This window comes from Luteolibacter pohnpeiensis (assembly GCF_016595435.1).
Taxonomy (GTDB): domain Bacteria; phylum Verrucomicrobiota; class Verrucomicrobiia; order Verrucomicrobiales; family Akkermansiaceae; genus Luteolibacter; species Luteolibacter pohnpeiensis.
The window spans coordinates 44,751-66,707 of record NZ_JAENIJ010000001.1; the positions used below are offsets into that span (position 1 = coordinate 44,751).

Sequence of the window (21,957 nt, forward strand, 5' to 3'; positions counted from 1 at the left end):
TCAAATGCCGAGCATCAGGGAAACATGCATCGCGGTGAGTTCGCCCATCGATTCACAATCGCCGAATCCGGAGGTCCGGTGCATGCGATCCAGCTCCTTGGCCAGGGTGATGACGTGTTCGCGCGGCGCGATCGGCTCGCGTCGCATGATCCCGAGCAAGGCCCGTAGGCGACCGCTTTCGACCTTTGCCCGGCGTGCCATCTGCGCGTGTTCTTCGGCAACGTATTGGTCGATCGATTTCCGGTTCAGGACGTCGAACGCCAAACGCGTTACGGCGCGGTTCGATTTGAAGCGGAATGCCAAATAGATGTTGCCGCTGCCTTCGTAGGATTGCTGGTCGAAGTCGATCGGGCGGACGCGATATTGGATTTCTTCGAAGTCGGGGGTGATGTCGACCACGTAGTTGACCGAGCGCATGTCCCCGAGCAAGCGGATGAAGCAGCGCTCGGTGAATTTGGTGAACTCTTTGGCGATCCGGACTTTGTTGAGTGCCGGATTCTCAAGGTGGTGGCGCAGAAACACGTCGCCCGGAACACCGGCGATGTGTTCTTCGATCAAGGTGTTGCCCTTGACCAGATAGTTGATCCGGTTTGGCGACAGAATGTGCTCCAGTTCGAGGCCGTAGATCCGTGAAGCATCGGCCTGTTTGACGTAGAAATAGTCCGAGTTGTCGTTGAACAGGTTGGTGATGCGGATGCGGAACGGCTTGGAGTTGCCGAAGTTTCCGAAATCGATTCGGTCGACCAGCAAGTGCTCGTGCTGATCGCCTTCGCGGCCGATTTTCAGCTCGGTGTAAATCTTGGTCAGTCGGCAGCGCAAATCATCCTGCACTTCCGGCGGATACATCACCGTCAGCCACAAGGTTTCATGGCCTTGTGGATCTTCGTAGGGAACGGCTCCGGTGAAGCGGCGCAGCTCGTCATAAACCTGGGGGATTTCCCGCAGCCGATCGTAATGATAAAGATACTGCCGCAGTGGCTGCGAGACCGGGTATTGTTGTTTGCGGCGGGCGATCACCGGTCCAGCGTGACGATTTTTTCAGAAAAGGCTAGAACCGGTGACCGGGAATCGCAGGTAGTTATTTGGACAACGCGACCAGGATCGCTTTCTGCGCGTGCAGGCGGTTTTCGGCTTCCTGGAAAATCGTGTCGGCGTGCAGCTCCAGAGTTTCCTCGCTGATTTCCTTACCGCGATAAGCTGGCAGGCAGTGCAGGACGATGTGGCCATCCGCCGCTCCGCGGAGCAGCTCTTGGTTCACTTGGAAACCGGTAAACTCGTTTTCCTTCTCCTTTTGATTTTCCTGTCCCATGGAAAGCCACACATCGGTGTTGATCACGTGAGCGCCGGCGACCGCAGCTACGGGATCTGTCGTAATGGTGACATTTGGCGCATCCAGCGCGGCCAGGAAATCGGCAGGTGGCTGGCAAGCGACCGGGGAAGCAACCACGAGCTCGAAACCGAGTCGCTTCGCAGCCCACATCCAGGAAATGGTCATGTTGGAAAATCCGTCACCGATGAAGGCGACCTTCTTGCCTTCCCAACCGCCGAGTTTTTCCTGAATCGTCAACAAATCGGCCAGGATCTGGCATGGATGCTCGTCGTCGGTCAGCGCGTTGATCGTTGGGATTTTCGAGAATTCAGAGAAATCGACCACGTCTTGCTGCGCGAAGGTCCGGATGATGGCTCCATGAACCATGCGGCCCAAAACGCGGGCGGTGTCCTTGATTGGCTCGCCGCGACCGAGCTGAATGTCGTTGCTGGAAAGGAACATCGGGAAGCCGCCAAGTTCGCGGATGCCGACTTCGAAAGAAACGCGGGTACGGGTGGACGATTTGGTGAAAATGAGCGCCCAGGTCTGACCTGCAAGCGGTTTTGGCGCATTCGCCTCACCACGTCCGGCCTTCAGTTGAGCCGCTTCGGCCAACAAGCTCTGGATTTCATCCGCGGTGAGTTGTTCGATGGATAGGAGGTGTTTCATAATAGCGCCCGATCTCGGGAAAGGGGCGGAGGCTAGCGGCACTTACGAAAATTGCAAACCGTGAATGTTCACGAAACGGTAGCAATTGCGGATTGCCCGGGCCTTGGGCGATCGGCCGGTCATTTATTTGCCAGATTCCGGCTGTCGACTTGCTCCGTCTTTGCCACGTTTTCTCAATTCGGCAGGCGGAAATCCGAAGTGGCGCTTGAAGGATTTCGACAAATGAAATGCGTCACAGAAATCGAGCGCATCCGCCACCAGATCGAGCGTGAATTCGCTCTGGATCATCCGTGCGGCCTGGACCAGTCGCAATCTGCGGCGGCAGTTGCCGGGGGATTCGCCAGTGGCGGCTTTGTATTTTTTGCGGAAGGTTTCATAGCCCATTCCGAGTTGTCGGGCGATTTGTTCCAGGCTTGGCGCGCCACGGCCCATGCCGAGCATTTGCGTTGCGGAATCCACCCAGTGCCCGGCGTGGCCGGATTGCGGGTGCTGCGCCAGAGCTTCGGCAACCAAGGTGTGAATCGTGCCCACCGCCAGGCATGCCTCGGCAAGAGTCGTGATGCGCATGTCGAGCAACTGGCGAAACCGTTGCTGCCAGGATTCCGGCGATGGCAGTTGCCAAATGGGTTGGCTCGGATTCAACCCGCGGTTCCGCCATTCATCGAATGCGGCGCCGTCAAAGGTGAGAAAGATTTCTTCCCAAAAATCACCTGCTTCCGGTCCATATTGGTGGGGGATTTCTGGAAAAATGAGCAGTAAATCTCCGGCGGTGATTCTGCGATCCGTGCCGAGCTGGTCCCGGAATCGCCCCGAACCTCTGCCGGTGACCAGAACCAGCGCGTAATTGCCATAAGTGCGGAAATGTTGGAACCCGGTTCCGCCGACGTTGGATAAATGACCTCCAAAATGAAAACTGCCCAGTGGTGTCGAAATTTCCGGAAACGATACCACTCCGGGAAAATCTCGATCAGCATCCATTGACCAAAATGTACATGCAATATGCCAGTGAGTCCATTCTCAAAAGGAGACTTAACCACTAGCTTCCAGAAACTGGCTGCCGATTTTTTTCACGGTGGCCCGAATTCACCCAGCTCCCGCACGATGAAGTTCCGAACGATTTCCGCCCTATTGAGTTTGTTCCTGCCGCCCGGATTGGCCTGTGCGGACGTTCTGCTCAAAGACGACTTCAGCGCCTACGGAGTGAATTCGACGGATTTGAATTTAAATCTGCCTGCTGCCGATGGAAGTGACTATCCAACGACACTGGTTCGCCAAAGTGGCTCGATCGGCACCTATGGCTACCAAAAGCAAGGCGGCACCTCGAACAGCCAGTTGGGCAATGGCGCGACTTACGCAGGGCAGGCCGATGCGCCGGGAAATGCGGATTATTTGCTGATGGCGTATTCCAGCACGGTCTCGTCCCGATTGCCGGTGGACGATGCCTTGGTTGATGGCAAACCGCTGACGATCAGCTTTGATTTCGGAACGGAATTGCCGCCGAATTACACGGATGATTCATGGTGGGCTGCGTTCCGGCTCGGTGACCTGGGCAATAGTTATCCGGTTCTGGGAGGCGATGCCGGGTTTGCGTTTCTGTATCGAATCAACAAAGGCGTGCAGGTTTTCACAACCGGTTCCGGTGGCGTTGAATTTCCTGCAGTGACCAGCAATCACTTCACGATGGTCTTCACGGACGACCTCGGCACCGGTTCTGCGTTTTCCGGAAATGGATCGAAGGTCGCACTGTATTGCGGGACGACATTGTTGGGTCGATTCAATACCGGCCAATTGAGCCGCGAGTTCCTCAACTTCGGCGTGCAGAACGCTTTTGCATCGGTGGACAATCTAACGATCGAAACCGGAGTTCCTTCTTTCGTGTCCGATGGATTCCGCATCACGGATACCTCGTTCGATTTTGCGACAGGAAAACTGGACCTGCGTTGGACCTCGGAGGCGGGCAAAATTTACAAGGTGTTCCATTCGGTTGGATTGGGTGACGAGTGGGAGCCGGTTTCAGGAGAAATCCCGGCACAAGGCACCAGCACCGCTACCACCATCGACTTCCAAAAAACCGACAAGGATTTCTTCCGGGCGGAGGAAGTCGAGCCTGCGCCGTTGGAGTTCGATGGGAATCAGGTCGTCCAGGATGAGGTGGGGAAAACCGTGACGATGGCGGATGCAAACGGCGATTTGCAGATCCGCCTTAGCTACGCGGGGCGCAGCATGCTGGATCGCGTGCAGGTGAATGGTCGGCAGGTCATCGCGCCGACCACCGGGGTTTGCACTGGAATTCTAGCAGACGGAGTTTGGGCGACATCTCGGGATCAGGCAGGAGATCAGACGGTGACGGTGGATGGAAATGACGTCCGGATCGATCACATCGAGTTTGCCAGTGGCGGTGTATCCGTCCGCGAATCGTGGCAATTCCATGTCGGCGAAAGCGGGATTGATTGGGAAATCAGTCGTGAATACCTGACAGGTGGAACCTTGCAGGATACTTATTTTCCCGGTTGGGACTTCACCAGCACCTCCGCGTGGACGGGCGGGATTCTAGATACCGGCGGCGTCGCCTGGATGCGCTATCTCGGTTCTGGAGCGTCTTATGGTGCTCACTCGGCATCGACGGTTTTCTGGAAAGGAGATGATTGCCTGAAAGTCAGCACCACGCCATTGAGCGGAACCTACCAGGCATCCCGGTTTTCCAATCAACCAGCAGGCGGGGCTTTCACCTATGCCCAATCGGTCTCGTCCTCACCGATCGCCACCAATCACAACTTGCGGCGCAGCATTCAAGGCATGGATTTGTGGGCTCCTTTCGAGGTTTCTCCCGGAACTGTGGCGGTGAAAATTCATCTGGAAGCCCCGAGTGGCGCCGCTGAGCGATATCGCGGAAATTTCCAAGGGATCGATGGAGAAGCCGTCGGCGAGTTGATGGACACGATTGGCCGCTACGGCGTGATCGATCGTCAAATCATGGGGGGCAATGGTTGGCTGACTGGATTTGTCTGCGTGCATGAGCCTTTCCACGCGGAAATGGGCATCGCGGTTGCGGATGAAAATTACACGGCAAACATGGCGACGACGCTTGATGCCCGGAGAGACCAGGCATTGCAGGCCAGCGGCCGTATGTTGCCTCGGTTTTGTCATGACACTGGCGATTACATGGTCCCCGGAACCTACAATCCACAGACTGGATTTTACGAAGTCGGCTGGGGTTATCTGTTGGATTCGCAGCCGGATTACCCGATCAATGTTGCGGAGGAGTTCGATCTAACAGGGGACATCGAGTGGCTGCGCAGCCACAAGGAATCCTGTGAGCTTAGCTTGAAGTGGATCATGGACCGCGATCAAGATGGCGACGGTTTGGTCGAGATGATGACGGATTCCCAGGAAGAGGGAAAATCCAGTGACTGGATCGACATCGTTTACGCATCCGGTGAAAATGCCTTGGTCAACGCTGCCGTTTACGAGGCGTTGGTGTTGTGGACGGAGCGGGAAGAAATTCTGGGCGATGCCGAACAAGCAGCTGCTTACCGCGCGGCTGCGGAAAAGCTCAAGGCCGCCTACATCAAGCCAACCAGCGAAGGTGGATTTTGGGATCCGGACAATGGCTGGTTTGTTTACTGGAGAAATACCGATGGCAGCATCCACGGCAACAATTTGGTGACTCCGGTGAATTTCTGCGCGGTCGCTTACGGACTGTGCACCGATGAGCAACGCAGCCAACTGCTCGATACGATCGAAACAAAGACCCGTGCGGAAAACCTGTTCCATTGGCCACTTTGTTTTCTTCCTTATGAGCAGGGCGAGGGGCGCGATAACGTTTTCCCAACCTATGAAAATGGCGACATTTTCCTGTCCTGGGGAGGCATGGCCATGCGCGCCTATGCGTCCTACGATCCGCAGATCGCGGTTGCTTATGTCAACCGGGTTTTGGCCAGATATCAGGAGGATGGCTTGTCGTATCAACGCTACCTTCGGAACAGCCAGGCCGGAGCAGGGGATGATATTCTTGCCGGCAATTGCATGACCATTGTCGGGCTGTATCGAAACATTTACGGGGTGCGGCCGCAGTGGGATCGCATGATGCTGGACCCACACCTCACACCGGAATTGGCAGGGACCAACTTGAGCTATCCATTGAGGGGGCAGACTTATGAACTGACCCTCGGTGAGCAGATTTCAACGATCGCAGTGGACGGATTCGCCGCGACCGGAGCCACCCCATTTGCCGTCAATGCCAAGGCGGATCAGGTCGCGTGGTATCATGGAAACCAGGACGTTGCAGCTCTGGTGATCGATCGCGATGGATCGGATTCAGTGGAACTCGAAATCCAACAATGGCCAACTGGCGAAGCTGGCCTGAGGAGTTGGACCGAGCGTCATTCCGCAGCGGAATCGACAGCAACGCAGCACACCTTGCGAGGGTTGATGCCAAACACCGCTTATCTGCTGAAAATCGACGGCGGCGAAAGCACCACGCTGCAATCGAGCGAAGACGGGGAATTGGAATTCGAGCTTTCCCCGAACTCCGCAGCCGCTCGCCAGATTGAACTGCAGGAAGCTCCCTGAGGAGCCATCAGCCGGGATACCAGATATTCTCCAGTTTCCGCAAGACGTAGGTTTCGGTGGCGGAAAATCCATCGGAACCGAGCACCTTGGTCAGCCAAGTCAGTGCTTCACCCTGGCACCCTTCGGCCTTGATCGCTTGGGCGCGGCTGACGAAAAACTCCTGAGTTTTTGCCGTGTCCGGGTGCGTTTCGCGGACCAGCGCGAAGGTTTGGGATAAAAATTCCTCCCTTGGTTCCTCACTTTCCCAGTTCAGCGTTTCGATGGCCTGATTGAGAACGGCATCTTCCGCTAGCGAGAGATGGTCGTCGGTGTAAATCGAAAGCAGAAGAAGCTCGATAATGGCCTGGCGCGATTCTTGGGTCATGTTGCCGCATGCTAGCAGAGAAGTTTCAAATCACAATCGGATTCCGATGGTGATGGTGCATGAAAAACCCGCGCCGGATCGGTATCTGGCGCGGGCTGGATAAATTCAAGAATGTTTCGCTCGGTTTTAAAGCGGCATCATGTAGCCGAGCAGGCGGGCCAGTTTTTCCCGGAGTTCCTTGCGGGGCACGATGGCATCAATCAGGCCGTGCTGCAGCATGAACTCAGCGGTTTGGAAGCCGGGTGGCAGCGTTTGGTGGGTCGTTTCCTTCACCACGCGTGGGCCGGCGAAGCCGATCATGCACTTTGGCTCAGCCAGGTTGATATCGCCGATGGTGGCGAATGAAGCGGTGACGCCCCCCGTGGTCGGGTGGGTGAGGACGGAAATATATGGCAAATGCGCTTCGGACAAACGGGCCAGGGCACCGCAGGTTTTCGCCATTTGCATCAGGGAAAGCATGCCTTCCTGCATCCGCGCGCCGGAGGAGGCGGAAATGATGATGACGCCGCGCTTTTCCTTGATCGCAGTTTCAACGGCGCGGGTGATTTTTTCGCCGACGACGGAGCCCATCGATCCTGCAAAGAATTTGAAATCCATGACGGCGATCATGGCTGGCTTGCCATCGATCGAGAGACGGCCGGTGACGACAGCGTCATCAAGGCCCGTTTTTTCGCGCATGGTGGCGGTCTTTTCGCCGTAGCCGGTAAACCCGAGCGGGTTGGCGGAAATCAGGCCGGTTTCAGTTTCTTCAAACGTGTCAGGATCGGCCAGGAGTTGAATGCGCTCGCGGGAATCGAGCAGGAAATGATGGGAGCACTGCGGGCAGACTTGGAGGTTCTGTTTGAGCTCGATGGTGTGGATCATCGCGCCGCAATCGGGGCATTTGATCCAGAGGCCTTCCGGCATGTCTTCGCGGCGGTCGTGACTGCGAAGGCGCGGTTTGTTGAAGATACCCATGAAGATGATTTGTTGCAGTGTCTCGTGAAGCGTCCGGTCGTTTTTCCGCAAGAAGTGCTTCGGCGTTGAAGCTAGCGCCGGACGGCGGCAAGAACAATCCCTTTTCGGACTTTCATGCCAGCTGAAAAGGCCATTTTTGATTGCATTTTCAGCTAAATTCGCCAAAAAACCGCCCAGCGTAAAGAATCTGCCACCCTACTGATTTTGAAGAATATTCGCAACTTTGTTTGTCTCTCCTCACTCGTTTTAGCTGGCTGGTTGGGATTCACCTTCGTCAACAAGGTTCCACCGCATCGTTACCCGACTTTGGGTGGCGGCGATTTCCCAGCATCTCAGACCGTTGGAACCAAAGTCGATCCGTCAAAAAAGACCGGCCAAGTCGATTCGGAGCATGAGAAGCTGACAGCTGTGGTCGTTTCACCGATCGGCACCAGCAGCTCTCACGAGTGATCGACTTTGTGCTTCCTGGAGAAGCAGTGTTCAGAAATCGAGGTAGATTTCGGTCCGGCGATTGGCGCGTCTTCCTTCGGGATTGTCGGTGCCGGTTTCGGTCACGTTCGGCCTGCGTGGTTGGCTGGAACCTTTGGCTAGAGTGATGATTTGCTCGGTGGCGACACCGGCTTTAACCAGAAAATCCCTTACGACATCGGCGCGACGCTCGGAGAGTTGATTGTTGTAATTGTCCGTTCCCATCGCGTCCGTATGACCGGAGAGGGTGATTTTTTTGCCGGGATCGGATTTGAGAATCAGCGCGACGATTTCCAATTGGCGCCGGGTGCGCGGGTTGATTTCGTCCTGATCGAACTCGAAGTAGAGTGCTAGGGTGTCACCGCCTTGCGGATTTTTGACTAAAGGCGAGTAATAGATGTCACCGCCCGCCACGCGCCGGGTGTAATCGGCGATCAGTTGATCCAGATTGATCTCGGATACCCGCCACGCCAACGGATCCGCGTATTTTTCCAGGCCGATGGTGAATTGGGCGGTTTGTTTGGCTTCAGGCGTAACGACGTTGGCCAGATAGCCAGCGGCATCATCCCGGCGATACATCGCGCGCAACGGCTTGTTTGCCCGGAGGTGATAGGTTCCTTCCTCAAAAAGAATGCAAAGTGCTGCGATTTTGGTGTCGGATACCGAGTCCGGATTGACGAAATTCCGGGCAAATTCGAAATCCTGCTGCAGCACGGATTGGAGAAACGCGTCGGTGATTCCCAGCGGATCGGCGACCTGGGCATCGGGCACCGGTTGATCTCCCTCCGGCGGCAAGGCGAGCCGCTCGACGGACCACCTGCCGTTTCGATTGCGCAGATCCAGCAAAATCCGATCGCGGCCAGCTTGCTTGCCTTCCAGCTGCAGTGACCAACGGGCCAGCGCGTTGAGTTCAATTTCGCCTACCTCCCGGACTCCTTCAGGCTGGCGCAGTTTCAACGAACCACCGGAAGAAAGCCCCTTGAGGCGCTCAAGCGTCGGTTGATCCAACGCGTCTTTGCCGATGAGCTGGGCGACATCCTGCAGATTGCCTTTTTCCAGCGCGTTCCCAATGCGGTTGACCAGCTCTCCGGGATCGACAGTGGCAACTCCGATCCCGAGATCTTTGAGGATCACGGCAGGATCTTCTTCCGGCACCGGCTGGTCCAGCGAGGGAATCGAATCCGGTGGTGGCTGGATCGCGAGCTTGGCGGTCGGGCTGATATCTGGTTTCGCTTTTACCGTTTGGGCGGATTTTTCCGCGCGATGCAGGAGTAGATACAGAGCGGACGCGGCAATCACCGCCGAGAGGCAGAGGAAAAACCAGGCAGTGCGATTGGAGCGATGCATGTGGATGACGTGGGTTTCGACTTAACAAAACGTCAGGCAGAACCCGGTATTTCAACGGAATTGGTTATTCTCCCGTTGGCTCGCTATTGGCGAGGTTGAACGTGTTCTCACTAATGGTTGCGCTGAGAGTGGTGATTTCACCTTTGCGCCACACATCGATGTTGACGTTTTTTCCGATGCTGGTGCGTTGCACCAAGGAAATGAGTTGATTGGCGGTGTCGATGGTTTGCCCGTCGTAGCGGACAATGACGTCATCCTCCTGTAGCCCTGCTTTTTGAGCGGGGGAGTTATCGGTTACTCGACGAACGGCGATGCCGCCTTTGGCCGTGTAGTTGAGCAGCACATGACCATAAGGAGTGAGTTCGCCGACTTGAATGCCAAGGTAGCCGCGGATCGGTCTGCCGCGTTCCAGAATCTGGACGATGGCGTCTTTGATGTCATTCGACGGCAACGAAAATCCGAGACCCGCTGATGCTGGGTTTTGTCGGTCTGCGGAAACGATGCGGACGTTGATGCCGATCACTTCCCCGCGTAAATTGACCAGCGGACCGCCGGAATTTCCCGGGTTGATGGCGGCGTCCGTTTGGAAAAGATTGCGCTGATCATCGGCAAATGAGCGTTCTTTGGCTGAAATGATGCCCTGGGTTACGGTTTCACTGAGACCGAATGGGTTTCCTACGGCAAAGACGATTTCCCCGACCTGGGTTTTAGATGAATCCCCGAGCTTCAGAGGCGTGAACTTTTCATCGCTGTCAATTTTGAGCACCGCAATATCCAGCAGATTGTCCTCTCCAATCAGCTTGGCGCGATATTCTTTGCCGTTGTGGAGGGTGATGGTGATCCGATCCTGGCCTGCAATCACGTGATGGTTCGTAACCACATGGCCTTCTTCCGTGACAATGACTCCAGAGCCCTGGCCTTGCACCGGAACGGGGCGAATGGCGGTGCGGCCCCAGGCATCGCGCATGGCCTGATCGCGTTCACCGGAGGTGGTGATGGATACCACGGAGGGCACCACGGCCTGGGTCAAACGAGCGTATTCGTTGTTGAGTCGGGCCAGCAGCTGCACGTCGGAAAGATCAATCGGAGCAGAATCCGGCAGGGTGTATTTTTCCGGGCTGAACTTTTCCTCATGTTTCGACAACCCTGGAATGAGATCCCGGAAGCTACCACCGCGTCGCCAGACACGAAGAGAATACACGGCAACAAAGGCGACGAGGAAAACGGCGGCGAGCGACAACAGGCGGCGAAGTCCGGAATTCATAGGTAAAATGGAGTGCAGGGTGGAGGGACCGGGTCATGATGATGTAAATACGGAAGATTCCAAGTGCGTAAAGATCAGCTCAATTCCACTTCTTCGCTCTTCCTGCTTGCACCCATAAGCCAATCTGCCATGTCTGAAAGCATGAATCGATCGTTGTTTCTCGTTTGCGCCATTGGCCTTATCGCAAAGTCCGCGGCAATCGGGGCTCCCCTCACAGATGCGGATCGTGAACAAGCCTTGGAACGCCTCGAAAAACTCAAGGATGAGGCGTCGAGCCGCTCGTATTCCCGGTTTCGCGCAGCGATCAGCGCGTTCAATACGGGCATGGCCAGCGACTCCGCGGCGATTGATCTGTATTTGGATTGCGTGAAAAAAGTGGAGTTCGAGGATCAGAAAAAGAAGGACTCGGATTTCCGCGATTGGAAGCGCCAAAAGAGCGACGAACTGTCCGATCCGGGCATGCGTCTGGCCCTGCGCTATCAATTGCGCTGGCTGGTTCTGACCTTGAAAGTCGCATCCAACAACGTCCCTCGGGAAGATATCCAAAACGAAGCCCAGCAAGTGGTCGACATGATCGTCGACGATGCCAAATCGTTGAAAAACCAGCAGGGGGTGATTTCACAATCGGTCATCGGGACCGTGTTTGCCAAAGCATATTCATTGCAGGACGTGCGTGCATCAAATTGGCCGATGGCCCCGATCAAGGCGCTCAATTCCCGCCAGGATCGGCCATGGAGAACTTCGGGAGCTGACAAGGAATCCCAACGCCAGGCGGATCGTGCGGCAAAGGATCAGGCACCCAGCGGGAATTTCACTTTTGATCCGACGGGTCAGTTGGGCGAGGTCTACGAACAAGTGCTGCTGCCGCCCTACCGTTCCGAAAGCACGCTCGATAAACTCCGCGCGGGGTGGGCGAAACGCGTCCAGCAGGAAGATACGATTTACAAATACTGGGGCGGTGGCAGCGGGGATTCCGCCGTTTATGAAAAGTTTCAGGAGGAGGGGCTGCCTGCTTTGAAATGGCAAATGGAAGTGGATCTTTTCCGCAATGGGGATGAAGCCGGAGCTGCTGTCCGCATGCTGGCTCATCTCGAAAAATACATGTATATGCCGGCTGCAGAAGGCTGGTCCAGACAGCTGCAAGGCCTGCTGTCCCAGAGCGGCTCTGCCAAAACGGCAGAAACCGCCAAGGGGCTTTGAGCCTGGCTAAAACCGTATTTCGTCGAGAAACCGTGCACCAAGATGGATTGGTGTACGCTGCGTTCTTGGTCGCAAGCAGGTTGGGAATTTGCGGCTTAAGTTGGGATCATTGGCAGTGACTGGCGGATTTCCCGCGTGGACTGACGGCTGGGCTTTACTCCTGCCGCGGATTTTTCCAAGTTGCCCGCCCGCCCGATTAACCAACCGCCCATGACTGCCGCAGAGATTCGCCAGAGCTTCCTCGACTTTTTCAAAGAGAAACAGCACACCATCGTGCCGTCCGCGTCTCTTCTGCCATCGGCCGAGGCGCAGAAGACGCTGATGTTCACGAACGCGGGGATGAACCCGTTCGTGCCCTATTTCCTGGGGGTTGAAACTCCGCCATACACACCGCCTCGCGCCACGGACACGCAGAAATGCATCCGCGCCGGTGGCAAGCACAACGACTTGGAGGATGTCGGCTACGATACCTACCACCACACGTTTTTCGAAATGCTCGGAAACTGGTCGTTTGGTGACTATTTCAAAAAAGAAGCCATCGAATGGGCCTGGGAGCTCGTCGTCGAGCGCTGGGGATTTCCCGCCAACCGGCTTTACGCCACGGTCTATGCCCCGAAGGAAGGGGATCCGGGAGAATTCGACCAGGACGCCTGGGACATCTGGGCGGAGCTTTTTCGCAAAGCGGGCTGTGACCCGGCGGTCCAGATCGTCAACGGCAACGTAAAGGACAACTTCTGGATGATGGGCGAAACCGGCCCTTGCGGTCCTTGCTCCGAGCTGCACGTCGATCTCACACCGAACGGCGACTCCGCAGGCAAGCTGGTGAACAATGACTCCGATCTCTGCATCGAAATCTGGAACCTCGTTTTCATCCAATACAATGCCGAGGCCGATGGCACATTCCGCGATCTCCCCGCCAAACACATCGATACCGGCATGGGCTTCGAGCGCGCTTGCTCGATCATCAAGGGCACCAACGGTTTCACCGATTTCTCGAAAAAACCGAGCAACTACGCGACCGATGTTTTCACTCCGCTGTTCAGCAAACTCGAAGAGCTCAGTGGCAAGACCTATGTGAACATCTATCCGGAGCCGGGCGCGGACCGGACCGCGTTCAGCGAGGAAATGAAAACGGCGATCGCCTTCCGCGTGATCGCCGACCATTTGCGCACGCTCAGCTTTTCGATCGCCGATGGCATCATGCCCGGCAACAGCGGTCGCAACTACGTCTTGCGTCGTATCTTGCGCCGTGCGGTTCGCTACGGTCGCCAGCTCGGCTTTTCCGGCGACAAGCCATTTTTCAGCGCCTTGGTCAGCACCTTGGTCGATCAAATGGGGGAAGTTTTCCCTGAATTGAAAGCCCGCCAAGAGGTCGTGAGACAGACCCTGGAAACCGAAGAGGCAAGCTTCAACCAGACGCTCGATCGGGGGCTGAAGCGGTTTGAAGATGCCGTCGTGGAAGTGAGCAACGGCACGCTATCCGGCGATATTGCTTTCGAACTCTACGATACTTTTGGTTTCCCAATCGATCTAACCGAATTGGTTTGTGCCGAGCGCGGGTTGAAAGTGGATATGCCTCGGTTCGAGGAGCTGATGGAGCAACAGCGCGAGAGAGCCCGCGCCGCCCAGAAGTCGACCGTGGTTCGGGCACTGGATCTAACAACCGAAGCCGTGACAGAATTCGGTGGCTTTGAATCGGATGAACTTGAGGCAACGGTTCTCGAAATCCATCCGCAGGATGACACGCTCTTCGTCATTACGGACCAAACTCCATTCTACGCAGAAATGGGCGGCCAGTCGGGTGATACTGGGAATCTGGTAGTTTCAGGAACCGAGTATCCAATCAGCGGCACCCAACAGATCGGTCGAGCACGCGCTCACATCGTTGACTCATCAGTCGAGATCAAAACTGGCGACAGGATCACCCTGAAAGTCGACACCACCCGCCGTCGGCCGATCGAGGCGCATCACTCGGCAACGCACTTGTTGCACTGGGCATTGCATGAAGTGGTCTCAAAGGACGCATCGCAGCAAGGTTCATCGGTCGATGAAAACCGCCTGCGCTTTGACTTCAATAGCGCGGCCGTTACTCCCGAGCAACTCGCGGCAATGGAGGAAAAGGTGAACGCTTCCATCCTGGCAAACGATGCGGTCAGCTGGAAGGAAGTTGCGCACGAATCGATCAAAGGCCGTCCGGATATCATGCAGTTCTTCGGTGACAAATACGGAGATACGGTGCGCGTCGTACAAATTGGCGGCGAACGCGAAGCGCTCAATGGCTACTCGATGGAACTTTGCGGCGGCACTCACGTCCGCAACACCGGCGAGATTGGACTTTTCAAAATCAAATCCGAAGGGGCGATCGCTTCCGGAGTTCGTCGAATCGAAGCCGTTTGCGGCAACAGCGCATTGGAATATCTCCGGGATCTGGTGGTGCAGCTCGCTCAGGAATCCGAAGCGATCCAAGCCAAGCTTGCACCGCTGAACGCGAAACTTGCTGGCATTGAAGAGCCGGTTTTGGTCATTGCACCTCCACCGGTTTTGAATGCCGATGCCTTGTTTGCCGTGGGTGATATCAAAGCGATCAATGCGGCGATTTCTGAAGTTCAGTCCGCGATTGAGTCGGCAAAGAACGAGCTGATCGAAGGCGAGAAACGTTTCAAGAAACTCCAGGCATCGGCCGCAGCGAAAATGGCGGATGAAGCCTTGGCCGAGCTCATCGAAAAGGGTGAGCCGATCATCGTTTCGTTTGAGTCCGATGCATCACTGCTGCAGGAGCTGCAGAATGGTCTCAAGAAAAAGCAATTCGCCGGTCCAGCGTTTCTCATCGTGGATGATGGCGACAAGCTTCACTTGGCGACCTATTGTGGCGATGACGCCCTTGCCAAAGGTCTCAAAGCTGGCGATCTGCTGCGCGAACTCGCTGCCATCGCCGGTGGCAAAGGCGGCGGCAAGCCGGATCAGGCACGCGGAGCCGCCCCGGATCGATCCAAGTTGGAAGAACTGAAGGCCGCAGCTGCAGCGAAGTTCTAACCACTGCGATCCCGGATTCAGAATTGCGATGAGTTGCCCGAAATCCGGGCATACTCATCGGCCCATTCTTGCACCAGTCGACGGGCGACCGCATTGTTCTTGCTGAGTAGGCTCACCATCTTTTGCTGGTGCTCAAGTTCACGCTGCAGTTCCGATTTGATCAAATACGAGCTGGCGATGTTTCCGGTCGCCGGATGCTGGAATCGTCGCAGCGGTCCATATTGCGGCTCCGCAAGCATGGTCAGGGTGCGCTTTTTTTGATCCGTGATCTGCTCCTCCAACACCTGACAATACACGCCGAGCTGCGCATCTCCTGCGTTCATCAAATTGCTCGAAGTCTCACCTAACCACTCCATTTCAAGTTGCAGCATTTCCCGCAGATCATCAGCTTCGTAGGCGGCGTTGAGTCGTTGCATCCAGATTTCCTTCTGCCGTTTGAGCGAGGAATCGGATTCAAGATCCGGATGGAACGACTTCGCGAGCTGCTTGAATAGCGTCTTGAGGTCGCGCTTTTTGGCCGTTTCCATTTCCTGCCTCAGTCGTTCCTTTTCCAGTTCTGCGGCTGTTACTTTTCGGGATTGTCGGGTTTTTTCGCGTGGTGGTTTGCGCGCTCGTGCGGCCTGCATTTGCTCCTGCACCATGCGCTGCAATTCTTCCAGCCCGGCATGGGAATCGATGCTGCTGAGATCTAATTCAATGCCTTCTTCACGGGCGATTTTTTCGAGCATTTCCCGCCATTGCTCAAATCGGGTTGCTTCATCCGCATCGCTCTGGGGATGGCATGGGGGCGGTGCGAGCTCGGCTCGAAGTTGCTCCAAGCGATCCAAATCCGTAGTTGTTAGGCCGACGGGATCGCTGAGCATGCGATCCAGTTTGAGCAGTAGAAAATTCCTCAACGCCAATTGGCGCTCGGGTGACAGCGGGAAGGCTTTCAATGCCTGGGCGCCAGCGAAAAGCAGATCGCGTTCAGCGCGTTTCACATCCTCCAACAAGGGCATCCATTCGCGAATCGATAGCTGTAAAATCTCATCAAGCTGCTTTTGAGTTCGGACATGGCTGCGCCTGGCGGTTTCCAGGGTTTTCATCAAGCGGTTGAACTTCTCCTGGGTCCGGCTCAATGGAGTGTTTTCCCGAGCACGGATCGTCACGTCGTCACTCGTGACTGATTTTCTCCGTGCTCGTCTGCGCCTCATCGGGTGGATCATCCCGCGAAGCGCTGACGAGTCAAACGAGTTTCACCGATTAGTGGCGGATCGAAATTTCGTGCGCCTTGCCGCGTTCGCCGCTGGTGAGGATCGCCGAGGAAATATAGCCATTTGCCGGGTTCTGAATGTAGGCAAGGAACGACTCCATGCCATCATGATCCGTATTGTCACTGGCGATGACACTGCCGGATCGAAAACGCGGCTCTAACAGTTTCAACACTTCGATGTAGAGCTCCTTAGCGCCATCAAGGAATAACATGTCGATTTGATCCGGCGAATCGGTGAGCGATTCACGTGCGTCCCCGACGCGGAAGTCGACCCATTCCTCCAAGCCTGTTGCGGCAAGATTGCGCCGTGCCTGCTCGGATTTTTCCGCATCGTATTCGGTGGTGATCAACTTGCCACCGCCATTGTCCCGCAGCGCTGCAGCAAGGAAAATGGTGGAAACTCCAAACGAGGTGCCGAATTCCACGATGGTCTTCGCATGGGTGGTTCGTGCCAGACTGTAAAGGAGCTTACCAAATTCCCAACCCACAGCCATGTAGGCTTTGCGCATGGATTTGAAGAAAACAGGAATATCATCTCCGGTGGGTTTGATGCCGGAAGCGGAGGCTCGTGCCAGCGGATCCTTGATCGCGGCATCGGCATAAAGTTCTTTCAGCAACGACGTGACTCGGTCCGTTGCAATCCAGGGGATGATTGATTTTGACACAGAAATATTAAAAGTTAGAAGTTGATATTGTCTACGAGATGAATGGTTTCGTAATTTGACGAAGTCAACTAAAAACTGGTGTCCTCAACAGCCAGGAGTCACTTCGAAATCCGAGCCATCCACGCGAACAGCTCATCCAAATCGTAGTCTCCGGCGTGTCCTTGGTTCCATGGCATGCTGAAGTCAGCTTCGTTGCCATTGTTGAGAAGTTTCGCCGCGAGCATCACGGGAATCGCAAGTGAAGTGTCACGATCCATGGTTCCATGGCGGATTCTCCAGAAGTGGGCGGTTGCAGTTCCATCCGCGCCGATGTAGTTCATCGGGTTCATCATTTTGATCACCGCTGGCTCGGCCATGGCATGATTTTCTCCGGTATCTTTTGAAAATTCGGTGAAGTGCTGATGATCGACGGTCGCCGTGCCGAACAGGTCATTTTCCGGTGCGCTCAGATCCAGTGCATCGAAAGCCGGAGGGGTCTTCATCCGGTTGGCGAAGGTGATGTATGCATTGAAGTCCAAGTCGGTGACTTTGCCGTCCTTCAGGGTGAGCCAAGGGTATTTGCTCAGATCCTCGCCATGACTGGCTGCTTTTTGAGCGGATGCTGCCACGTAAGCCTTCACAACATCCTTGAAATTGCCTTCGCCATTTTCATCCAAGGTTAGTGCCGTTCCATCAGCTTTTGTTAGGCCAAGATTATTCAGATAAGCCGGAAACTGGGATTTCAGTTTCTCAGAAACCTCGATTTGTGGAGCCGTGAGCTCTCCGGATTTGCCGCGCTGATTGTAGCTGTTGATGCCGTGAAACAGCCACTCATAGGCTGCGTCCGCGTGATCCAGATTGGTGATCGGGCAGTAACAGGACGCTGCAAAAACTATATCGGATTCTTCAGCCGCACCGATTTCCTTGAGATACGGCTCGTAGTCCGAGTTATCGCCAGTGGCTCCGAGAAGTGCGGATAGCGCGCCTCCGGCGCTGGTGCCATTCGAAATGATCTTGGTCGCATCGCCCGGCATTTCGGCATCATTGTGGTGCAGATAACGGACTGCGGCTTTGAGATCGACGATGGCAGCAGGGGCTTTGCCGGTGAAGTTGCCATTTTGATCCTTCAAGGTGCGACCACGCGCCCCTGGGGCAGCGACGACATAGCCTTTGGAAAGGGCGACTGCGATTGGGTTGGGGCTTGCTGCATCACCGCTGGGGCCGGGCGGGCGTCCTGATTGATCTGGAGTGCCAGGTTTTCCGGGCATGTAGCCACCGACTTGATTAGGGAAAAAAATGGGGGCCGTGTCCTTGGTGAAATCGCCGATGGCTTGATCCTCGAAGTAAGCCTCCGGAACGTAGAAATTCAGTTGCTGATATGCAGGATCGACAGGTTTTGCAACGTAGACAATGCCTTCGACCGCGCGATAGGCGACTTCATCGTCGCCCAGTTTCAGGGATTTTTTGGTGAAGGCATTAGCATCAAATTTCAGCGGATCGGCATCCTTTGGCTCATCTGCCATCGCGGCGTTTGCCAGAGCTACCATGGCGATGAACGGCGAAGCTGCCTTAACGCACCGGCGGCTGAAGAAATTGAGGCGTTGAAGCGGGTTTGCGCAGCGATCGGTGATGGTAGCCTTCATGAATAGATCCAGATTCGTGTGGAAAGAATGCATTCTTGAGGCAGAAGTTGCAATCCAACTTGAATTTCATCTGCACGAGGCAGGAATTCGGGATCGAATTCTCAGCCAACGGCTGGCTCTAGGGGCTTTTTGGGTTTCACCCGGAACAGTCGCATGACCGTGACGAAGTAAAACGGCACGAAGAATAAACCAAGGAGTGTGGTGGTGATCGCACCGCCGACGATGCCGGTGCCGACGGCATTTTGAGCGCCCGCACCCGCGCCGGTGCTCAGCGCCAGAGGCAAGGTGCCGAGACCGAAAGCGATGGAGGTCATCATGATGGGGCGTAAGCGCTGTCTGACGGCGTGGACGGTGGCTTCGATCAAGGTGGCCCCTTCGTCGAAGGCTTCTTTGGCGAACTCGACCACCAGAATGGCGTTCTTTGCCGAAAGGCCGATGATGGTGATCAAGCCGATTTGGAAATAAACATCGTTCGGCATGTTGCGGATGAAGCAAGCGCTCAGCACGCCAAGTGCTCCCAGTGGCATGTCCATCAAGACGGATACCGGGATCGCCCAGTTTTCGTAAAGTGCGGCCAGGCACATGAACACGACGAACAGGGAAAGGGTGTAAAGTAGCCCTGTTCGCGAACCGGCAAGATTCTCTTCGTAAGACAAACCGGCCCATTCAAAGGTGATGCCTGCGGGGAGTTCCTTTGCGAGATTTGCCATGACCTCCATCGCCGCGCCCGAGCTGTAGCCTGGAGCTGCGACACCGGAGATGGCGACGGATGATTTTCCGTTGAAACGCGAGAGGGTGGTCGAGCCAAGTTCCCATTGCGAGCTGATGAATGCGGAGAACGGAACCATTTCACCGTTGCCGTTACGAATATACCAGCTGTCGATGTCGTCCGGCGTCATCCGGTAATCGGCGGCTCCTTCCAGATATACTTTTTTCACCCGGCCACGGTCGATGAAATCATTCACATAGGATGAGCCAAAGATGTTCGAGAGTTCGGTTTTGATATCGCCGATGTTAAGTCCCAGTGCGCCTGCCTTTTCGAAATTGATGTCGAGGCGGAGTTGCGGTTTGTCTTCCAGGTTGTTAGATCGGACGTTCTGGACCTCGGGACGTTGGCTGGCCATCTGGATGAGCTTTTGCTGCGCCTCGATGAGCGCTTCGTGGCCAAGGCCCGCATTGTCCATCAGGCGGAAATCGAATCCATTGGTGTTGCCAAGTTGGCGAACTGCCGGTGGGATCATGGCGATGACTCGGGCTTCCTTGATTTGGGAAAAGGCGCCCATCGCCCGTTGCTGGATTTCTTGGATGCTTTGGCCTTTGCCTTCGCGTTCAGACCAGTCTTTCAGATGGGCGAACACCATGGCCTGGTTTTGACCGGAGCCAACAAAGCTGAACCCGGTAACGGCGAAGACCCCTTCGATCGAATCCGAAATCTGGTTGATGTAGATATCCTGGACACGCTTCAGCACTGCCTGGGTTTGTTCGGAAGTCGCGCCGGTCGGGAGTTGGACCAGGGTCATCATTTCCCCGGAGTCCTCTTCGGGAAGGAAGCTGGTGGGCAGGTGCTTGAACATCAGGACGACCCCGGCGATGATAACCAGATAGGCGGCGAGCAGCACCCATACGCGATGCAGAGTGAATCGAACGGCTCCGCTGTAGCGCTCTGCGATGCGGTTGAAGCCACGGTTGAACCAACCAAAAAATCCGCGTTGATGCTTCGCGTCTCCCTGATGCCCCGGCTTCAACAGGGTGGCACACAGAGCGGGGGAAAAGATCAGCGCGACCACCACCGAAAGAGCGACGGAAGTGGCAAGGGTGATGGAAAACTGCCGATAGATCACGCCAGTGGAGCTGCCTAGAAATGCCATCGGTGCGAAGGCGGCGCAGAGCACGATTCCGATGCCGACGAGCGCGCCGGAAATTTGCTTCATCGATTTGACGGTCGCTTCACGGGCGGGCAATCCGTCCTCCTGCATCACGCGTTCCACGTTTTCGACGACGACGATGGCGTCATCGACCAAAAGGCCGATTCCCAGAACGAGGCCGAAGAGGGTGAGGGTGTTGATGGAATAGCCGGCGATGGCCAGCACGCCGAAGGTGCCAAGGAGAACCACCGGAACCGCGAGAGTGGGAACCAGAGTGGCGCGGATGTTTCCCAGGAAAAGATACATCACGAAGAACACCAGGATCACGGCTTCGATCAGGGTTTTCACCACCTCTGAAATCGAGTGATGTACGAAGGCTGTCGTATCAACCGGGTAGATGACTTTGAGGCCGGTTGGGAAAGATGGCTTGAGCTCGTCCATCTTCGCCTTCACCGCAGAAACGGTGTCGAGCGCGTTGGCGCCCGGGGCGAGGCTGATGCCGAATCCGCTTGCTGGCTGGTGATTGTATTCAGCCTGCATGCTGTAGCTTTCACTGCCGAGTTCCACACGGGCGACATCTTTGAGCAGCACCTTGGAACCGTTTTCGTTTACCTTCAGCAGGATGTTTTCGAACTGGGAAACATCTTCCATCCGGCCTTGGGTGACGATGGTTGCATCGATCAGGTGGCCTTTCACGGCAGGGTCCGCACCGAGCGAGCCAGAGGAAACCTGGGCGTTTTGATCCGTGATGGCATTTTTGACATCTTCGGAGTTCAGCTTGTATTGCATCAGCTTGGCAGGATCGAGCCAGATGCGCATGGCGTATTGGGAGCCGAAGCTGCGGACATCACCCACGCCGGAGATTCGGCTGATGGTATCCTGCAGGTTGCCCAGGAAATAGTCGCTGATGTCCGCGCTGCCCATCTTTCCATCTTCGGAAACGAGCGCCAGCACCATCAGCATGGAGTCGGACGCTTTGCGCACGGTGATTCCCTGATTCTGGACCTGTTGCGGCAGCATGCCGCTGGCGCTCTGGACCTTGTTTTGAACCTGAACCTGGGCAATGTCCGGATCCGTGCCGACTTCGAAGGTGAGGTTGATCGTCGCCGTGCCGTTCGAGCTGCTGGAGGATTCCATGTAGCGCAGGTGATCGAGCCCGGTCATCTTTTGCTCGATGATCTGGACAACGCTGTCCTCGACCGTTTCAGCGGAAGCTCCCGGGTAGGTCGCGCTGATCGAGACACGCGGCGCGGCGACATCCGGGTATTGTTCGACGGGAAGCAGGAAAATGCAGAGCCCGCCCGTGGCCATGATCAGGATGGCAACCACCCAGGCAAAGATCGGGCGATAAATGAAAAACTTGGACATGG

Annotated in this window: 15 protein-coding genes; 4 read left to right on the forward strand and 11 right to left on the reverse strand. The window is 55.7% G+C overall.

Features of this window, described 5'->3' with window-relative positions:
* The 3 genes from JIN85_RS00175 to JIN85_RS00185 form a co-directional block, all read right to left on the reverse strand.
* Nucleotides 1–1,017: a hypothetical protein gene (locus JIN85_RS00175; RefSeq protein WP_200266377.1), complete on the reverse strand. Its 1,017-nt coding sequence runs from the start codon at nt 1,015–1,017 to the stop codon at nt 1–3.
* Nucleotides 1,018–1,078: 61 nt separating this feature from the next.
* Nucleotides 1,079–1,978: an ornithine carbamoyltransferase gene (gene argF / locus JIN85_RS00180; RefSeq protein WP_200266379.1), complete on the reverse strand. Its 900-nt coding sequence runs from the start codon at nt 1,976–1,978 to the stop codon at nt 1,079–1,081.
* A 123-nt stretch (nt 1,979–2,101) separates the two neighbouring features.
* Nucleotides 2,102–2,956, reverse strand: a complete 855-nt coding sequence (locus JIN85_RS00185; protein WP_200266381.1) for a helix-turn-helix domain-containing protein — start codon at nt 2,954–2,956, stop codon at nt 2,102–2,104.
* 123 nt (nt 2,957–3,079) lie between these two features.
* Between JIN85_RS00185 and JIN85_RS00190 the strand changes: the two genes are divergently transcribed.
* Complete coding sequence (locus tag JIN85_RS00190; RefSeq protein WP_200266383.1) at nt 3,080–6,550, forward strand: glucosidase family protein; 3,471 nt, start codon at nt 3,080–3,082, stop codon at nt 6,548–6,550.
* A gap of 7 nt (nt 6,551–6,557) precedes the next feature.
* Here JIN85_RS00190 and JIN85_RS00195 read toward each other — a convergent pair whose 3' ends face one another.
* Together JIN85_RS00195 and accD are read right to left on the reverse strand one after the other, a co-directional pair.
* Nucleotides 6,558–6,914 (reverse strand): hypothetical protein, encoded by a 357-nt coding sequence (locus JIN85_RS00195; protein WP_200266385.1) that lies wholly within the window; start codon nt 6,912–6,914, stop codon nt 6,558–6,560.
* A 126-nt stretch (nt 6,915–7,040) separates the two neighbouring features.
* Nucleotides 7,041–7,871: an acetyl-CoA carboxylase, carboxyltransferase subunit beta gene (gene accD, locus JIN85_RS00200; RefSeq protein WP_200266769.1), complete on the reverse strand. Its 831-nt coding sequence runs from the start codon at nt 7,869–7,871 to the stop codon at nt 7,041–7,043.
* Between the two features lie 204 nt (nt 7,872–8,075).
* On the opposite strand from accD, the gene JIN85_RS00205 reads away from it, so the two are divergent.
* On the forward strand, nt 8,076–8,321 hold the full coding sequence (locus JIN85_RS00205; protein ID WP_200266387.1) for a hypothetical protein: 246 nt from the start codon (nt 8,076–8,078) through the stop codon (nt 8,319–8,321).
* Nucleotides 8,322–8,351: 30 nt separating this feature from the next.
* Here the strand turns inward: JIN85_RS00205 and JIN85_RS21830 are convergent, their stop codons facing one another.
* Nucleotides 8,352–9,686 carry an OmpA family protein gene (locus JIN85_RS21830; RefSeq protein ID WP_325107821.1) on the reverse strand — a complete coding sequence of 445 codons (1,335 nt, stop codon included), beginning with the start codon at nt 9,684–9,686 and terminating at the stop codon, nt 8,352–8,354.
* 64 nt (nt 9,687–9,750) lie between these two features.
* The gene (locus tag JIN85_RS00215) at nt 9,751–10,950 is read right to left on the reverse strand and encodes a S1C family serine protease (RefSeq protein WP_200266389.1); all 1,200 of its coding nucleotides are present in this window, start codon (nt 10,948–10,950) and stop codon (nt 9,751–9,753) included.
* A gap of 129 nt (nt 10,951–11,079) precedes the next feature.
* On the opposite strand from JIN85_RS00215, the gene JIN85_RS00220 reads away from it, so the two are divergent.
* Nucleotides 11,080–12,150 carry a hypothetical protein gene (locus JIN85_RS00220; RefSeq protein WP_200266391.1) on the forward strand — a complete coding sequence of 357 codons (1,071 nt, stop codon included), beginning with the start codon at nt 11,080–11,082 and terminating at the stop codon, nt 12,148–12,150.
* A 210-nt stretch (nt 12,151–12,360) separates the two neighbouring features.
* Nucleotides 12,361–15,183, forward strand: coding sequence for an alanine--tRNA ligase (gene alaS / locus JIN85_RS00225; protein WP_200266393.1), 2,823 nt, complete (start codon nt 12,361–12,363; stop codon nt 15,181–15,183).
* Nucleotides 15,184–15,200: 17 nt separating this feature from the next.
* Here the strand turns inward: alaS and JIN85_RS00230 are convergent, their stop codons facing one another.
* From JIN85_RS00230 to JIN85_RS00245, 4 genes are all read right to left on the reverse strand, one after another.
* Nucleotides 15,201–16,376 (reverse strand): hypothetical protein, encoded by a 1,176-nt coding sequence (locus JIN85_RS00230; RefSeq protein ID WP_200266395.1) that lies wholly within the window; start codon nt 16,374–16,376, stop codon nt 15,201–15,203.
* A gap of 49 nt (nt 16,377–16,425) precedes the next feature.
* A complete protein-coding gene (locus tag JIN85_RS00235; protein WP_200266397.1) occupies nt 16,426–17,100 on the reverse strand; it encodes an O-methyltransferase in 675 nt (224 codons plus the stop codon).
* Between the two features lie 98 nt (nt 17,101–17,198).
* Nucleotides 17,199–18,626, reverse strand: coding sequence for a subtype B tannase (locus tag JIN85_RS00240; RefSeq protein WP_425494623.1), 1,428 nt, complete (start codon nt 18,624–18,626; stop codon nt 17,199–17,201).
* A 197-nt stretch (nt 18,627–18,823) separates the two neighbouring features.
* A complete protein-coding gene (locus JIN85_RS00245; protein WP_200266401.1) occupies nt 18,824–21,955 on the reverse strand; it encodes an efflux RND transporter permease subunit in 3,132 nt (1,043 codons plus the stop codon).
* Between the last annotated feature and the right edge of the window lie 2 nt (nt 21,956–21,957).

Coding starts and splice junctions, on each gene's coding strand:
- accD (WP_200266769.1), bottom strand. CDS start 7,871: ATGGGTATCTTCAACAAACCGCGCCTTCGCAGTCACGACCGCCGCGAA.
- alaS (WP_200266393.1), top strand. CDS start 12,361: ATGACTGCCGCAGAGATTCGCCAGAGCTTCCTCGACTTTTTCAAAGAG.
- JIN85_RS00195 (WP_200266385.1), bottom strand. CDS start 6,914: ATGACCCAAGAATCGCGCCAGGCCATTATCGAGCTTCTTCTGCTTTCG.
- JIN85_RS21830 (WP_325107821.1), bottom strand. CDS start 9,686: ATGCATCGCTCCAATCGCACTGCCTGGTTTTTCCTCTGCCTCTCGGCG.
- JIN85_RS00220 (WP_200266391.1), top strand. CDS start 11,080: ATGTCTGAAAGCATGAATCGATCGTTGTTTCTCGTTTGCGCCATTGGC.
- JIN85_RS00245 (WP_200266401.1), bottom strand. CDS start 21,955: ATGTCCAAGTTTTTCATTTATCGCCCGATCTTTGCCTGGGTGGTTGCC.
- JIN85_RS00185 (WP_200266381.1), bottom strand. CDS start 2,956: ATGGATGCTGATCGAGATTTTCCCGGAGTGGTATCGTTTCCGGAAATT.
- JIN85_RS00240 (WP_425494623.1), bottom strand. CDS start 18,626: ATGGTAGCTCTGGCAAACGCCGCGATGGCAGATGAGCCAAAGGATGCC.
- JIN85_RS00190 (WP_200266383.1), top strand. CDS start 3,080: ATGAAGTTCCGAACGATTTCCGCCCTATTGAGTTTGTTCCTGCCGCCC.
- argF (WP_200266379.1), bottom strand. CDS start 1,978: ATGAAACACCTCCTATCCATCGAACAACTCACCGCGGATGAAATCCAG.
- JIN85_RS00215 (WP_200266389.1), bottom strand. CDS start 10,950: ATGAATTCCGGACTTCGCCGCCTGTTGTCGCTCGCCGCCGTTTTCCTC.
- JIN85_RS00230 (WP_200266395.1), bottom strand. CDS start 16,376: ATGAGGCGCAGACGAGCACGGAGAAAATCAGTCACGAGTGACGACGTG.